This is a genomic window from Natrinema gari JCM 14663 (assembly GCF_000337175.1).
In the GTDB taxonomy this organism is placed as follows: Archaea; Halobacteriota; Halobacteria; order Halobacteriales; family Natrialbaceae; genus Natrinema; species Natrinema gari.
In genome coordinates this window covers 1-16,628 of record NZ_AOIJ01000036.1, presented here as the reverse complement: position 1 = coordinate 16,628, position 16,628 = coordinate 1, and the positions used below count along the sequence as shown (strand labels likewise).

Sequence of the window (16,628 nt, the reverse complement as noted above, 5' to 3'; positions counted from 1 at the left end):
CGCTGCCGGTGTATTCGACGGTAAACCGGAGCTGCCGGGCACCCGGGTCGGCCTGGCCGCTTACTTCCATCGGGTAGGTAAACGTCGCGGCCTCACCCGACTTCAGCTCGGGAAGCGCGTAGCGGGTGTCTTCGACGAACAGCGAGTCGCTCATCGGTTCGACGATCAACACCGCGTCGTCGACCGATCGCGGGCCGTCGTTGACGATCTCACCCGTCACGGTCCCCTCGTATCCGACCGAGAGGGACCCCTCGAGCGTTCGCAGCGAGAACGACTGCTCGCCTGCGGGCGCGAACGTCGACCGAACGGGAATCGCTGTCCGCTCGACACCCGACCGATCCTCGTACGTGACCGTCGCTTCGATCGACTTGGCCGCCGCGCTGGTGGAATTCGCGATCGCCGCTTCAACCGTCGTGGTCGTCGTCGCCCCCGGTTCGAGGTCGCCGATGGCGGTCTCGCTCGTCCCACCGTTGATCGTCACGCCACCGAAGCCGGTCACGGCGACGCGTGCCTCGGTTGCGGCCTCGGTTCCAGTGTTTTCGATCTCGAGGGTCATGTCGCCGTTCCCACCTGGTGCGACATCCGTAGTGACGTTCGAGATCGAAAACCGGGGCTCGTCGGGAACCGTGACCGTCATCTCGAGCGTTTCGGTCTTCGTGAACCGTTTCTGTAACTCCGCTGCGTCGGACACCCATGCCGTATACGCGTATTCGACCTCGACTTCGATCTCGTACTCGCCGGGGTCGGTGTTCTCGGGGATCGTTAGATTGAGCGGTGCCGTCGCGATCTCGCCGTCCCGAATCGGGCCGACGCCGACTGCGCCGGATTCGGACTCGAAGGGACCAGCGTCGTCGATCCTCGCAGTTACACCGCGGGCGGTCAGAACGCGATCGCTCTGGACCCCGGTCCCCAGCCGTCCCTCGTTTTTGAGTTGGACCTCGAGCGTGGATTCCGTCCCGGGTGTCACTTCGGGATCGGACTCGACGACTTCGAGGACCGGCTCACCGCTCGTCTCCTCACCGGTGGCCTGCTGGGCCAGTGTTGCCGGTCCGGCGAGCGACAGCAGCAATCCGAGACTCGTGACGAGGGCAAGTGCAAGGGCGGCAGCGCGGTGCGTCCTCATGGCAGCCACCTCGAGCGAGCCCCGAGCGTAACCGTCGGTCCGATCGCCGTCGGGGCCACGTGATCGACGCGTCCAGTGGGCGGACTGTCACACATTGTTCGAGGAAGTGGAGGCGACCATTATAACTTTTCTCACGTCGAAATCGAATCAAACCGATTATGGCAGCGCGACGCGCTCCATCCGAGTATGAACGTGCTCGACGAGAGGTCGTCCAGACCCGTCATGGAGACGGCCACACGACTGGCTCGCGATCGAGGTGACGCACGTGAGTAGCGACATCTTCGAAAACCCGGTCAATACCCGCGAGGAAATCCTCGCAGCGACCTATCGAACGCTCAGGGATCGCGGCTACGCCGACCTGACGATGCAGGCGATCGGCGAGGAACTCGACCAAAGCCCCTCGTTGGTCTATCACCACTACGAGGACAAGGACGCACTGGTGCTTGCGTGTCTCGAGTACCTCCTCGAACATTTTCGGGACGAGTACAGTTACGAGACGATCGACGATCCACGCGAGCGACTCGAGGAGGTGGTCGACTGGTGTTTCGGCACGGCCGATGCCGACGACGATCGGCAGCCGTTCGTCCGGACGGTCCTCGAACTCCGTGTCCAGGCGATCCACGATCCGGCCTACCGGGCCCACTTCACGCGGAGCGATCAGGTGTTCGCCGAGACGATCGCAGCGATCATCCGTGCGGGAATCGACACCGGTGACTTCCGGGAGTGTGACCCGAACGCGGTCGCGGAAACGTTACAGACGGTGTTCTTCGGAATGATCAGTCGCCTGTTCAGTACCGATGCCGACGGGTGGGCCGAAGCCGTCTCGAACGAAGTCGAATTGTATCTTGATTCGCGTGTGTACGCGACATAGCTATCGGCGAGCGATCGAACGCCGTTCTTCCCAGGTGGGATGCAGTGATCTCGATCTCCTCTCGAGGTAAAATTCGATTACCCATCCGAGACGAGGTCGAACCGAACGTCGGTGGTTCATCACGAAGCGTGGGTGTGTGCCTACGGGTCAAATCACGGTCCCGGACGGAGCACTCCCCTACTCGAGACGGGGGACAGCGGCTGACACGGCCCAGTAATAGACGATAAATCGGACTTGTTTTTTCGATCAATTATGCCGAAATACCGGGGGTGGACAACAAAGCATATATGCTGAGCCTCGCAACGGTTGTACTGTACCCCTACCCATGGTCATGCAAGCAAGTAGGATCGACGGCCGAGTCGGGGTCGGATGTAATATCCGATTACCGAGCGCCCGATCGGAACGCAAGCGTGGCCGTGCAGAACACACGACTACGATATAATATGACAACAGACAACATAACCTATCGCGAGAAGGGACGCGCAGTGCTCCTGACCGCGATGATGGTACTCTCTGTCGTTGCGATGTCCGCGGCGTTCGTGGGCGGCGCAGCGGCCGCAGAGAACAATGATGTACCGCGCTTCCATGACGATCAGACCGTTTACCCCGATGACACGATCTTCCAGGGTGAAGATGATATCGATTTCTCGGACGACTTCACCGGTGACCGTCTTATCGGCCTGGAAAGCCAAGGTGCCGAAGGTAAAACCCTGAGCCTTCCAGTTGATGAAGATCAGCGAACTGGTCGCTACGGTGACGGCGATGGACACACTGTGCTCGTCGACGAGCCGCGAGTGTCCGATATCACGATCAACCGGCTAAACAGTGACGACCCGAACGATATCGCCACTGACGTCGACGGCTCGAGCATTTCCACCGCGGATGCCGAGCACATGAGCATCGTCCCCGAATACAACTACGAGCAGGCTGAATACGCCGAAATCACCGTCGAAGACGAGGACGGCTCTGACGTCACGAATGAGGTCCTCTCCGGAGATGCAGTCGTTGAAGACGGAGAAGCCGTTCTGATGGACCTCTCCAACGAGGACGCCGGTGAATACACGATCACCGTCGAAGGTGAAGAGAACCTCGACTTCGGCGATGCAGTCGGCACCACGACGGTCGAACTGATCACTGACGACGAGCTTGGTCTCGAAATCGCTTCGGACGAGGTCGTTCGCGGTGACAACCTCCAGTACACTGTCACGAGTGGCAGTGACTCCGACAGACACTTCGTCACGATCGATAGCTCCGACTTCCGTGACGGTATCAGCCTGGAGAACGCAGAGAAGATCTTCCGGAACGTTGACGATACCGAAAACGTTGGCGTGTACAGTAATGACGGAAATACTACGGACATCGACGACCTCGAGAGTGTCGACGATGTTGACTTCGTGTGGGCAGAAGTCGAAATGGACGGTACGAGTGCCGCCGGCTCGATCGAAACCCAGTATCTCGACGACTCGTCGATCGATCTCGAAGTCTACGATACCGAGACGAAAAACGCTAGCGACGCGGATGGGGACGACCCCGCAGATGATCTCTCCTTCGACGTAACCGAAGGGGACATCTCGATCGACAACCCTGATGGTGCCTACGTCGTCGGCTCCGAGGTCGACGTTAATGGTACTGCAGAGGGCTCCGACGAAGTCGCACTCTACGTTCGTGACAACGGCGACTGGGAACTCATCGAAGACGAGATCAATGTCGATTCCGACGACACCTTCGAAGAAGAGGACTACGCACTCTCCGAGAAGGACGATTCGGGCATTCTGAACCTGCCCGGAACGTACCGCTTCGGTGTCATCGATCAGAACGATGCTGAAGAGGTCTGGGATGAGAGTGACTCCTCCATCTCGACTTCCGACTTCAATCAGGGCAGCAGTGCTACCAAGTCGCTTCGCGTGACCGAAGGTGGTCTGTCCGCCGAGTTCGAGACCATCAACGGCGAGGTCGCAGAGGATGCTGATGGCAACATCAACATCTTCGGTAGCGCGGAAGGCGAGGACAAAGTCGTCGTCGCCTTCGTTGACGACCGTGGCAACACGGAAGCGTACTCCTACTCCGTTGACTCCGATGACTACACCTTCGACGAAGAAGACGTCCCGCTGGGACTCTCGCAGGGTACTGTCTCCGGACACGTCCTAGTTGACGGTCGTGACGGCGAATGGGGAGACAGCGAAGAGATCGAATCCGGTGCTGACAATCTCGCAGATTGGATCAACAACCTCGGTAGCGGTAGCAAAAGCCTGACCGGTGACCAGATCCGCGACCGTATCGCGTCCAAGACCGTCGACGAGACGGCTAGCGACGACCGTATGGTCACGGATACCTTCCGTTACACCGACGCTTCGACGACGATCGAATCGGTCTACTCCGAAGGGAACGAGGCCAACGGCATCAATCCCGTTGCGCTGAACGACACGATTGTCGTTGAAGGTACCACCAACATCAAGCCCGACGACAACACGATCACGGTGGAGATTCTCGACGAAAACGGTGACGTGCTTGAAACCACGGACACCGACGACTGGGGAACCGACGGTAACTGGACCCTCGAGATCACCCCCGAGACCATCGATGATCTCGGTACTTATACGATCGAGTCCGACGACGGTGAAACCACCGACCGCGCGGATCTCGAAATCGTCGAAGAAATCGACTACGGCGACGATAACAAGGGCGACTCCGACGATAACAAGGGCGACTCCGACGATAACAAGGGCGACTCCGACGATAACAAGGGCGACTCCGACGATAACAAGGACGACTCCGACGATAACAAGGACGACTCCGACAATAACAAGGACGACTCCGACTCGTCTGACTCGTCTGACTCGTCTGACTCGTCCGACGAAGAAGACAGCACGCCCGGCTTCGGTGTCGGTGTCGCGCTGGTCGCACTGCTCGGCGCTGCGCTGGTCGCACTCCGACGCGACAACTAAGCGCTAAGCGGTAATCGTTAACTACTGGGTCTTCACCCAGTCCTTGCCGAACATTCCGTTTTTTTGAGACGCCGATCGGATAGTGACAACGCTGCCTGTCTGACCGACAGAACAGTCGGCCGTCAGCGACCGGCACTGATCGTCTGTCGAGTTAGCGTGAGAAGTACTGGCAGGCGTTCGTCGATTCGCAACCGCTACCAAGCCGTTGAGACGACCAATAGTGAGCAGTTGTCTCAACCATCTACATTAAATTACACTTCCACACTAGCAACTGGCGGCTGCCCGTCTTCGTGGTGTCGCTGTGAATCAAGTCTCGAGTCATGGCATCGAAAGAGAACATCTCCAGAAAGTACTTACCGGAAGAAAAGAAGTAGTCTACAACTACTATGACGCATCGCACGCTGCTATGGACAACAACCGCTGTGCTCTCTCTCTGTCTCCTTCTCTCGATATCAGTCGTGGGTGCCGGGTCCGGAACCGGGACCGACACCGGTGCCGAGATCGGTCCCCAACCGGTCGACGGGACCGTCGAATTCGCCGATTCGAACGTCGTCGAACAACGAGGTAACGTAGCGACGGTCCAACTCGAGCTGGAAAATACCGACGAGGCAGATCTCTTGGTTCGGTCCGCACAACGAGACTTCAGAGCGGATCTCCGGGTTCGCGACGAGGACGATGATGGAACTGTTCGGGTCCGATTCAACACGTTTTACGGAGCTGAACACGAGGGCCGTTCGGCGTTCACCGCCGTTGGGGACGACAGCGTAACCGTTCGCACGCACGCGACGACCCAATCGCTGCCGATGCTTGAGGCCGGCCGGTACAATATGATTGCATCGACCGAGACGTCTCGTATCGCGGCAGTGTTACAACTCGAAGAGCCAACGGTTGGCGAGAGTCGGAGCAAGGCGATCGCACCCGGAACGGATGTGAAGACCGTCGCCGCCAGTGAGGGCGCTGTGCAAGCCACTGCGGTCGATATGCAAGTTACGACGGAGAAAACGACGGTCGCAAAGGGCGATATCGCCCGCGCCGAGTTCGACGTTAGTGGTGTCGAAGGACTACTACAGGACCCGACATCACGTGACCAGCTGGTAACTGCAACCGATAGTCGTCCGGGAGCCCAAACGACACATCGCCTCCAACATACCCCCGATCGGGACATCGAGGGCGTGGAAACGATATCGATCGACTACGATGCAGCGGGCGGCGTCGCCCCGAACATTCAAAGCCTCTCCTGGAACGATTTCGAAATCCTCGGCGTCGATACGGATAACGACGGACACATCGACCGGTCCTTAACGGGGTCCGTGTCGGGCATTCAGACGACATCCGCCGGTGAGATCGTGATTCGGTTCGACGATCCAGTGTCGATTTCGGAGTCCGAAACGTTCTTCGCGTCGTATGCGGCGACGAATCCCAGCAAGACGGGGACCGGCGACGTTCGTGTTCGATTCGGGTCGGATCGATACGTTGAGACGGGCGAAATAAGCTACGGAACGGATAGTCTCGGAACGCTCACCCACGGCGTGGATTTACACCTCCAATCCGCCGACGACCGATTGCAGACCGTGGCGTCGCTTCAGTCGCTGACGACCACGTATAACTCGACGACGGACACACTCGTTGCCGATGTCGATACCACCCACCTCGAGCCGGGAACGTACACCGTCAGGTTCCAGGTCTACGACGACTCGCCCGTTTCCGACGACGGGAGCGTCGTGACCGAACGGTTCGTTGTCGTTCCCCCGTCCGCGAGGATTTCGGAGCCAACGCTGACGAACGAATCGACGCTCGTCGTCAACGCAACGACGAACCTCGCCCCGGAAAACGACGTGTCGATCCGGGTGCGAACGGATCCGTTACGAAAAGGATACCTACTCGAGTGTAACACGACCGTCGAAAGGGACGGGTCGGTGGCATGCGAGTACGAGTTGCCGGATACCGAATCGCCGCTGAACGTCACCATGAGACGCGACGGGACGCAACTCGCAGAGCCGGTACAATACGAACTGCCGGACGCATCGGAACGCTAGGTCGCGCGTGCCAGACACGGAGCCAGGGATATCGCGTACCCACGTCGAGAGACTATTGACTGAGCGACGAGGGAACGAGTTTCAAGACGGGTTTCTCGAGTCCGAAGCGGGCTACCGAGAGCGGCGAGGACAGAGTCGTTCAAATCCCGCTCGGTGATGATTGCAGGGCAAATCGCCACGTCGTTTCGCTACCGGTCGGGTGGATCTCCCGACGCGTTGCGATAGTCCCAACGATTGATACGCCTCTCGCACAGCCGTCGTGCGATCAAGTGTGTCCGTGTGAGTCCGTGGTCCAACAGTCATCGGTGGCCGTCGAACGCGGCCCGGACGTGCGATGGGCGACGAGCCCACACACGTGGCACGTGTGACCCGTGTATCGAGGCGCGAGCGGTATTCGACCGGACGAAGGTCGTACTCTCGAGAGACCCACTGTAGTCTCTCTAAGCAGCCACGTACTGAAGTCAAGGTGCTCAAGGAGAGACGCGAAGGAAAAGCGGTCCGAGTCAGTTGCGTGGGGATGCCCGACCGGACACGAGTCGAAACCGGGAGTTCGCTGGGAGAGGCGTTCAGTTGCGGATGCCGACCGCAGTGGCCACGCGGTGCCACAGCGACGGGGACTCGGTGTAGCTGGCCCAAAGGAGCATCGCGGGCGGAAGTGCGACGATCGACGTCACAAACGAGTAGACGACGCTCAACGCCATCAGCAGGCCGAAGTCACCCAGCACGGGGGTAATCGCCAGTGCGAGTGCACCCGTTCCGAGAGCCGTCGTGAGCATGCTCCCCATGAGCGCCCCGCCGGTTCCCGAGAGCGTCGTCGTGAGCGCGGTGAACGCGTCAGCCGTTTTGAACTCGTCGATGAACCGGTGAGTGGCGTGGACCGAGTACGCGATCCCAAGTCCGATCGAGATCGACAGTATCGTCCCCGTCAGCGCGTTCAGCGACATGCCGAGGGATCGCATCGTGGCGATCAAGAGCGCGATCGCGATCAGGATCGGGAACACGTTGACGATCCCGAGTAACGGCTTTCGCTCGAGTGCGGCGTACGTGGCGACGAGGAACACGGCGGTCAAACCGATCGCGAGGATCAGCCCCTGGACCGACGACGAGAAGATCAGGTCGGTCACCGCTGCGAAGACGACGATATTCCCCGTCGCGGTCGCGTCGTAGCGGAAATCGGTTGCGAACTCGGCGGCGTCCGCGGCCACCGCCTGCTGTGACGCGTCGCCGTCGATGGCGTACTCGACCTGTGCCTTGCGTCGGTCTTCGGTCAGGTACTGTTCCGCCTGCGAGCCAGCCGATGACGCGAACAGTTCGTCGTAGATCAGATCGAGGTTCCGATCGGGGATATCGTTGTCGTTCCGATCGTTCCGCTCGACGAGCGCGGCGAACTCGGGATCCTCGGCGGCGTGGGACTGGATGACCGTGATGATGCTCCGTGCCTCCGCTTCGCCGCCGGAGCCGACTGCGAGGTTGCTCGGCGGATCGTCGTTCGGGTCGGCCAGGGCCTCGAGCGCGTGGTCGTCCTCGAACGAGCCTTCGACGTATATCTTGACGGATTCGTCTTGGTCCGTCGCGAACTTGTCTTCGAGGAGGTTGATCGTTTCCGTTACCGTGTACTCGCTGGGGGCGAGCGGGGCCGGGACGTATGAGACGTACTCGGGTTGATCTTCGGGGGGCAGGAAGTCCTCGGTATCGAACGAGGTGTCAACTCCCGCCCCGTACCCGGCCGCCGCACCGCCCATGACGATGATCACGACGACGAACACGAGCGGTGCGTGGCGACTCGCCCTGGCGGGCATCGCCAGGAGACGGCCGAGGGACGAGTCCTCGGATGCGATCGGGTCCGAGCCGAACTCGGGGATGCCGAACCGCTCGCGAAGTTGATCGACCTCCAGTTTGGCCGCCGGCAGGAAGATCCCGAAGATGAAGAACGTGAAGATGATCCCGATACTGGAGGCGATCCCCATGTTTCGAATGGGGCCGAGATCCGAGATCACGTTCGCACCGAACCCGAAGACGGTCGTCACCGTGACGATGACGAACGCGATCATGAGCTGGTTGTTCGCGGTCCGCATCGCCTCGAGCGGTTCGTACCCCTGGACCGTTTCCTCGCGGTACCGGTTGACGATGTGTATCCCGAAGTCGACGCCGACCGCCAACAACAAGACGGGAACGGAGATCATCTGCTGATTGAACGGGATGCCGGAGTACCCGAGGAAGCCGAACGTCCAGATGACCGTCATTAACAGCGCCAGTAGTCCCAGCGCGAGGTCGATCGGGTCCCGGTACGAGATGGCGAGGAAGGCGAGCAACAGGAGGACGACGACGGGCATAACGAGCGTCATCGAGTCGCCGATGACGTTCGCGGTCTCCGCGTCGGTGATGCCGCTCCCGAACGCACGAATGTCGCCCGGCTGGTCGCTCGCGATCGACTTGATCGACAGTTGGATGTCGGTCAAGTCGTCGTCGGTGAACTCGCTCGGGATGTCGTGGGAGATCACCGTGATCGAGGCCGACGCCGACGCTGCCGTCGGGTTGAAATCCTTGGACAGGGTGCGCTTGAAGGTGGCATCGTCGCTCTGCTTCCGGATCGCCTGTCGAATCTCGGTGGTCGTCGCCGATTCGATTACCCGCCGCTGTTCGGCCGGTGTGGTCGCCGTCGGATCGATGGTCCGGGCGATCAGCGGTGCGGGTCCGTTCGCCGAGTCCATGCGGAGGTCCTCTCGCTGTTCGACGTGTTCGAGGACCAGCAGGCTCCGCACGAGTGATTCCTTAGTTAGAACGTTCTCTCCGGTATGGACGAGCTGTGTCGTATCGTCCGAGGTCTGGAACGGCCCCTCGAACTCCTCGTTGACGGCGTCGAGCGCGTCTTGCTCCGGGAGATCGTCGGTAAACGAATCGGTCGCATCCGTGTCGGTGGTGACCAGGCCGAATCCACCGGCAAAGACGACGGTGAGGACCAGAAACCCGATCACGACCGTGCGTGATCGGGAGATGATCAGGTCATTGAGGGTTTCGGTCGCAGTTTCGATTCGCTCGCCCGCTGTCATCGATTAGTCCCTCCGATACCAGAACACGCCGACCGCGCCGATGAGAAGCGAGCCCGTGATGAGAACCAGCGACAGCGGGAAGCCGCCGTCGGCGGCCGTAACCTCCATCGGTACGCGAATCGTGTTCGAAAGCTGGCTCTTGTTCCGTTCGTCGTCGTATCGGAAGTCAAACGAGATCGGGTACGTCTTTTCGGTCGCCGACTCCGCCGCGCTCAGTTCGAACGTCATCTCGACCGACTCGCCGGGCTCGAGCGACTCGACGTACCCCGTGTCGTCGTCACCGGTATCGAGCGGGTCGTCGGCGAAGATACGCGCCTCGACGTCGGTCACGGTCTGATTGAGTTCGTTCGTGACCGACACGGTGATCGCCTGCTCGCCGCCGGACGTAATCGTCGATTCCTGGACATCGACATCGAACTGATCGCGCTCGGGAGCGATATCGGCGGTCACGTCGAGTTTGGTGTACTGACGTGTCTCCGCCTCGGAGTTCCGATAGCGGACGGCAAAGTCCAGCGATTTCGCTCCGGCTTCGGCCTCGCTGCTCACTTCGATCGGCAGTCGGAACGACGCCGAGTCACCGGGCTCGAGGGCCCCGACGGCGACGGAGCGCTCGATGGGAATCACGTTCGGCGACCCCTCGTCGGCGAACCGGACGACGGTACTGTTGACCCGTTTCGGGCCCGTATTGGTGACGGTCCCCGAGATGCTCCCGTCCTCGCCGACCCGCAGCGTCGAGGAGACGTTCTCGAGGGCGAACGATTGTTCGGCGGCAGTCGAGATGCCGGTTTCCAACGACGGTGACGTTCGTTCGATCCCGTCGCTATCAGTGTATCCGACGTTCAGACCGAGCGAGTAGCCACGATGTGGGGCATCGTCGGACAACGCGACGCTGTAGGAGACCGTTTTGGTCTCGTCGGGGTTCCATTCGCCGACGTAGCCCGTCGACGTCTTCGGACCGGCACCGAACGACATTTCGGCCGTCTGGGACTGGGCGGTCACGCTCGCGTCATGTGCCGTCTTGGTCCCCGTATTCCGAAGCGTCACCGAGACGTCGTTTCGATCGCCGACTTGGGCGTTCGATTCGACATCGACGACTTCGAACTGGGGTTTGTCTTCGACTTCGATCGTCAGCGTCGCCGTCCGCGTCCGTGTCAGGTCGTTGTACTCAACGCTTGCTTGACTGAATTCGACGACGCGCGTGTACGAGTACTCGTACTCGACCGGAAGCTCGTAACTCCCCGGCTCGAGGTGGTCGGGAATCGTGACCCGAACCGGCGAGACGCCTCTGGTTCCCGTCGGAACGTTGCCGACGGAGACTGGCCCGCTATCCACATCGATCGGTGAGTTCTCGTCCTGGAAATCGAGCGACACGCCGCGTGCCGTCGTGACCCGTTGTTGGTACTGCGCCGGGCCGGCGCGGTCGATCTGCCCGCGATTGGTGATCGAAAGCGGGAGTTTGACCGACGTCCCGGGGGTCAACTCACCGGCCGACGATTGGATGGTGATATCCGGCTGTCCGACGACCTGGCCCGACCGTTGCCCCGACTGGGCGAGTGCGGGACCGATACCCGCAGTGGTGACCAAGACGACGACGAGGAGACAGCCGAGTGTGCGACCCGCCCTCATTGGTTTGCCCGTCTCGAGTACGGAATTCGGTTCCCGTCCTGTCCGCTATGTCGACGTACTAAGCGGTCTTGAATACTCATTCAAGAGAGAATACAGTGATCGTCTCATATAGGGGTATTGGTTTCTCACCGAGTCCTGACAGTGTGCCCACTGAACAGGGGCCATCGAACGCGCTGTCGTTTTGACGACGGATCGAGAGCGAGAACAGCCGGGGCCGGACAGCGATCGACGAAACGGAGGGCGAGCCGAGGGGGATAATCGGTTCGTACAGTGACGGATACTAGTCGACTACTGCGCCGAGCGGACCCGTCCTCAGTCGTCCGCCGCGGCTGGCTCGGCTTCCTCCGCACTCGAGTCGGCTCGCTCGAGGGCTTCGAGGTACTCGTCGGCGTCAAGGGCTGCCTTCGAGCCCATGCCGGCGGCGGTCACGGCTTGTTGGTAGTGGTAGTCGACGACGTCGCCGGCACCGAAGATGCCCGAGACGTGGGTTTCGGTCTGGCCGCCGCCGTCGCCGCCGGTGGTCTTTAGGTACCCCTCGTCGTCGGTCCGGACGGCGGTTTCGTCGAGGTAGTCGGTGTTCGGCGTGTGACCGATCGCGAAGAAAACCGCACCGACATCGAAGTCGAACTGCTCGGTCTCGGGATCGTCGAGGCGGTCGGTGGGATGGCCCTTGTCGTTCTCGACGAGGGTGACGTGGTCGACGCCGTCCTCCTGGGAGCCGTGGATCTCGGTCAGTTCGGTGTTCTTCATGATTTCGATCTCGCCTTCCTCAACCTTCTCGTGGACGCGGTCGACCCAGTAGTCCTCCGCGCGGAACTCCTCGCGGCGGTGGGCGATGTAGACGGTGTCGGCGAACTTCGTCAGGAAGGTCGCTTCCTCCATGGCAGCGTCGCCGCCGCCGACGACGAGCATGTCCTCGCCGCGGAAGAACGCGCCGTCACAGGTCGCACACGTCGAGAGACCGTAGCCCATGAGTTCGTCTTCCCCGGGAATACCGAGCGTCCGTGCGCTGGCACCCGAAGCGGCGATGACGGCGTCGGCGGTGTAGACATCGCCGTCTTTCATTTCGACGCGGAACGGTCGGCTCGAGTCGTCGACGGACTCGATGATGCCGTTTTTCAATTCGGCCCCGAACTGTTTGGCCTGCTCTTTCATGTTGTTGACGAGTTCCGGCCCGCCGATCCCCTCGGGGAAGCCGGGGTAGTTTGCGACATCGGTGGTCAACGTGAGCTGGCCGCCGGGCTCGTCGCCCTCGATGACCAGGGGGTCGTTGTTCGAGCGGCCGGCGTAGATCGCGGCGGTCAGACCGGCGATGCCGGTCCCGGCGATGATCAGTGGCCGGTGATCGACGATTTCGCCGTCGTCTTCGGTGGCGATTCCGAGTTTCGCGTCGAGTTCGCCGGTCTCGTTGAGCGCGCTGGTGTCGTCCCAGCCGCCGATGAGTTCGTCGTCGATGAACACTTCAGGGGCCGTCTTGCGGCCGTCCGCACGTGCGACCATCTCCTCGAAGCGGTCGTCGTCGTCGGTGACGTTGTAGGTCTCGTACGCGATGCCTTTGCTATCGAAGAGGTCCTTGGCCTTCTCACAGTACGGACAGTCAGTCTTCGTATAAATCTCGACGCGTGGCTGGTCACTCATGTCTCTTATTTCGGATAGAGCGCCTAAACGCCTTGCGCTCTCAGCAATCTCTCCTCCTTACTGTGGCGGTCCGACGGATCCGATGAGGACGGCGTTGATTCGTAGACCGGTCCCGATCCGCGGTCGGATCCGAATCGAGTACCCGTCCGACCGCCGCGGACGCCGACGCACTTACGGGGCCGAACGACGAGGGTCGACCATGGCTGCCGATCTCGAGGAGAAGACGAACCGGTACGGCGAGTTGCTAGCAGCGGCGCTCGAAGCGGCCACGATCGCGCCGCCCGACGGGTCGCCGATGGCCGAGGCCGCCGCCGAGTGCTACGAGATGGCGGCGTCCTATCTGGAGGACGGGAGACATTTTCGCGAGCAAGACGACCCCGTCAACGCGCTCGCGTCGTTCTCTTATGGGCACGCGTGGCTCGATGCCGGTGCCCGCATCGGGTTGTTCGACGTGCCGAGGGACGGCCACCTCTTTACCGTCGAGTAGTGGGGTCCGTTCGTCGGACGGAACCCGAAACCCCACTGCACTATTTCAAACGATTAATGAATATATAACCGGAACCTATATAACAGAAAATCCAGGCAATTTATAAAGTAGGAGAAAGATTTATATGCCTTACGACCTTACCCTATGTTAGCTGAGGCGACCGGGTTTCTTCTGGTTACCCCACCCGGGAGCCCCGAGTAACCCACCCGATACGCTATGACAGACACAAGCATCCGAACCTATACGAACGAGCGGGAGACCGAAACCGAGGAGGAAAGCACGGCGGTATCCGACGAACAGGAACACTGCCCCGAATGTGGCGGCCGTCTGATCTCGGACGACGAACACGCCGAGACGGTCTGTACGGACTGTGGCCTCGTCGTTGAGGAAGACGAGATCGACCGCGGTCCCGAATGGCGTGCGTTCGACGCCGCCGAGAAAGACGAGAAGTCCCGCGTCGGTGCGCCGACGACCAATATGATGCACGACCAGGGACTCTCGACGAACATCGGCTGGCAGGACAAGGACGCCTACGGCCGGTCGCTCTCGAGTCGCCAGCGCCAGAAGATGCAGCGCCTGCGCACGTGGAACGAGCGCTTCCGCACTCGCGACTCCAAGGAACGGAACCTGAAGCAAGCGCTCGGCGAGATCGATCGGATGGCTAGCGCGCTCGGCCTCCCGGAGAACGTCCGCGAGACCGCGTCGGTCATCTATCGACGCGCACTCGAGGAGGACTTGCTGCCGGGACGCTCGATCGAGGGCGTCGCGACGTCCTCGTTGTACGCCGCCGCCCGCCAGGCCGGGACGCCGCGCAGTCTCGACGAGATCTCCGCGGTCTCCCGCGTCGAGAAGATGGAACTGACCCGCACGTACCGCTATATCATCCGGGAACTCGGCCTCGAGGTCAAACCGGCCGATCCCGAACACTACGTGCCGCGGTTCGTCAGCGATCTCGATCTCTCCGACGAGACCGAGCGCATGGCCCGCGAACTGCTCGAATCGGCCCGTCAGGAGGGCGTCCACAGCGGAAAGTCCCCAGTCGGCCTCGCCGCAGCAGCGGTGTACGCCGCCGCCCTGCTGACCAACGAGAAGGTCACCCAAAACGAGGTCAGCGAGGTCGCGAGCATCTCCGAAGTGACCATCCGGAACCGGTACAAGGAACTGCTCGAGGCCTCGGATACGGCCGCACCTGCCTAAATCGGCCGAGTCTGCGGCCGTGTCTGTCGCGTCGCGATGACGCGGGTGGCCTTTTTCGGTTGTATGGAACCGCGGCAACGTTTTTTACCACTCATGTGAAAGTGTGTGTCATGGATAGAACGACCGTCCAACTGTTGTGTCCCGAGTGTACGAAGGACTGGCAGACTTCTCCGGACGACCTCCCTGCGGCCGCCGAGATGTTTCACTGTCCGAACTGTCATGCCTCCCGTCGGACCGCCGAATTCATGCGAACCGACCGTGATCTACAGACGCTGAAACAGCTCGGGTAGTGTCGAAATCGCTCTCCCATCGGATACCCCAACCGACATTTTCACACCGTCGTTCCAGTAGTAGCCACGGTTTAACTCTCCGAACGCAGCGTATCGGAAGCTGGAAAGAAATTAGGTATTAGGCCCGTAAATAAAACCATAACCCCGACTCCGTCGTGCGGTTTGCTTCGTGTAGGGACAGCATTCGAAGTGTCTTCGAAGGTGATATACCAGACGTACTATGGAGGAAGTGTGTTAACGCGACTCAAGATAATAATATAACCCTGCAGTGGATAGGAGCAGATGGTTATGAAGAAGCAGGAGCTCATTCACCTTCACGGCCTTCTCGCGGAGGTATCCAATCAGTGTGCAGCGTGGGAAGACTGTCAGATCGATCTCGAAGAGTACGAGTCGCGGGGTATTCGGCCGACATCGATCCACAAATCGAAAACCGACCACAAAGCCGCTGTTTTTGCACTCGCCGGTGGAATTACGAAGAACATGCGGGAAGGGGAGCAGGAAGCAGTCGCCGCAACTGCAGACTGAGCAACTCGTCGCATCCTCCGATAGCTCACACTACCGATCAGTGAGTCGTCTCGCTATCACTCGTCCAGCCATCTCGGTCGGTGGGCCGCCGAACACGACGAGCCGACGCTATCGGCCGGGGTCGCCGTACTCGCTGCTCAGTAGGCGGCTGCTACGAAGCGTCAGAACTCGTTTGGACGGGCTGACTATCCGGTCGACGGGACTGACGGTCGGAACTACTCGACGAGGTCCTCGAACTCGGGAAGGATTTCCTCGTCGTCTTCCTCGTCGGACGCGGCGTCCGAGACGCCGGTCGCGTCGGCTTGCTCGTCCGAGTGCTCGGCGTTCGACGAGTCGTCAACCGTCTCCGACGCTTCGTCGTCGTCCTCGTCTTCCAGGACATCGACCCGCTCGACCTCGAGCGGGATGTTCTCGAGGAGTTGACCGATCTCTTTCCGGGCGATACGCGAGGCGTGTTCCTCGCGCTCGACGTTGAACACGGTCATCTCCAGTTCGAGCGCGACGAGCGCTTCGTCGGCCGCGATGAACGCGGGCGGCAGTTCCTCGCCCGACGGCGAGGTTCGCTCGCCCATGTTGATCTCGACGTAATTGAGGTCAGGGTTCAGCATCTCGCCCGTCTTCGAGATGGCGATACGGATCGCCTCGTCCTCCGTTTCAACGTCGAATACCGGCACTGCAGCTTCGACGACGACCCTGCAATTCATGCATAGACGTTGTATCGCATACAGTAAGAAGGTTCGCCCCGTGTGGCCGGCGCTGTTTCGTTAAGCGTGAAAAGTGAGGCGGCACGATTTTGTGGTGCCTATGCCAAAAATCGACCGCCTCAGCGGGTGTAGCGAC

General features: G+C 60.7%; 12 protein-coding genes. 7 read left to right on the top strand and 5 right to left on the bottom strand.

Translation table 11 applies throughout. The annotated features are described in order from the left end of the window. A partial coding sequence (locus tag C486_RS04455) for a COG1361 S-layer family protein (RefSeq protein ID WP_008453496.1) occupies window positions 1-1,123 on the bottom strand: 1,123 nt, incomplete at its 3' end. A gap of 265 nt (window positions 1,124-1,388) precedes the next feature. Here C486_RS04455 and C486_RS04450 point away from each other — a divergent pair. The 3 genes from C486_RS04450 to C486_RS04440 all read left to right on the top strand — a co-directional run bounded on the left by C486_RS04450 (window position 1,389) and on the right by C486_RS04440 (window position 6,975). Then, window positions 1,389-1,994, top strand: a complete 606-nt coding sequence (locus C486_RS04450; RefSeq protein WP_008453494.1) for a TetR/AcrR family transcriptional regulator — start codon at window positions 1,389-1,391, stop codon at window positions 1,992-1,994. A 443-nt stretch (window positions 1,995-2,437) separates the two neighbouring features. Next, window positions 2,438-4,939, top strand: a complete 2,502-nt coding sequence (gene csg, locus C486_RS04445; protein ID WP_008453493.1) for an HVO_2072 family ArtA-dependent S-layer glycoprotein — start codon at window positions 2,438-2,440, stop codon at window positions 4,937-4,939. Window positions 4,940-5,397: 458 nt separating this feature from the next. Beyond that, on the top strand, window positions 5,398-6,975 hold the full coding sequence (locus tag C486_RS04440) for a DUF7827 domain-containing protein (RefSeq protein WP_008453491.1): 1,578 nt from the start codon (window positions 5,398-5,400) through the stop codon (window positions 6,973-6,975). 566 nt (window positions 6,976-7,541) lie between these two features. Here C486_RS04440 and C486_RS04435 read toward each other — a convergent pair. The 3 genes from C486_RS04435 to C486_RS04425 form a co-directional block, all read right to left on the bottom strand. Continuing rightward, complete coding sequence (locus C486_RS04435; protein WP_008453488.1) at window positions 7,542-10,025, bottom strand: efflux RND transporter permease subunit; 2,484 nt, start codon at window positions 10,023-10,025, stop codon at window positions 7,542-7,544. Window positions 10,026-10,028: 3 nt separating this feature from the next. After that, window positions 10,029-11,651, bottom strand: a complete 1,623-nt coding sequence (locus C486_RS04430; RefSeq protein WP_008453486.1) for a COG1361 S-layer family protein — start codon at window positions 11,649-11,651, stop codon at window positions 10,029-10,031. A gap of 312 nt (window positions 11,652-11,963) precedes the next feature. After that, entirely contained in the window at window positions 11,964-13,289 is a 1,326-nt protein-coding gene (locus C486_RS04425; protein WP_008453484.1) for an FAD-dependent oxidoreductase, read from the bottom strand. Window positions 13,290-13,488: 199 nt separating this feature from the next. Between C486_RS04425 and C486_RS04420 the strand changes: the two genes are divergently transcribed. From C486_RS04420 to C486_RS04405, 4 genes are all read left to right on the top strand, one after another. Then, window positions 13,489-13,776 carry a DUF357 domain-containing protein gene (locus tag C486_RS04420; RefSeq protein ID WP_008453481.1) on the top strand — a complete coding sequence of 96 codons (288 nt, stop codon included), beginning with the start codon at window positions 13,489-13,491 and terminating at the stop codon, window positions 13,774-13,776. Between the two features lie 216 nt (window positions 13,777-13,992). Then, window positions 13,993-14,973, top strand: a complete 981-nt coding sequence (locus tag C486_RS04415; protein ID WP_008453479.1) for a transcription initiation factor IIB — start codon at window positions 13,993-13,995, stop codon at window positions 14,971-14,973. A gap of 110 nt (window positions 14,974-15,083) precedes the next feature. Continuing rightward, window positions 15,084-15,263 (top strand): DUF7836 family putative zinc-binding protein, encoded by a 180-nt coding sequence (locus C486_RS04410; protein WP_007109126.1) that lies wholly within the window; start codon window positions 15,084-15,086, stop codon window positions 15,261-15,263. A 288-nt stretch (window positions 15,264-15,551) separates the two neighbouring features. Next, a complete protein-coding gene (locus tag C486_RS04405; protein WP_008453476.1) occupies window positions 15,552-15,788 on the top strand; it encodes a UPF0058 family protein in 237 nt (78 codons plus the stop codon). A 215-nt stretch (window positions 15,789-16,003) separates the two neighbouring features. Here the strand turns inward: C486_RS04405 and C486_RS04400 are convergent, their stop codons facing one another. Beyond that, window positions 16,004-16,492: a DUF555 domain-containing protein gene (locus C486_RS04400; protein WP_008453473.1), complete on the bottom strand. Its 489-nt coding sequence runs from the start codon at window positions 16,490-16,492 to the stop codon at window positions 16,004-16,006. Between the last annotated feature and the right edge of the window lie 136 nt (window positions 16,493-16,628).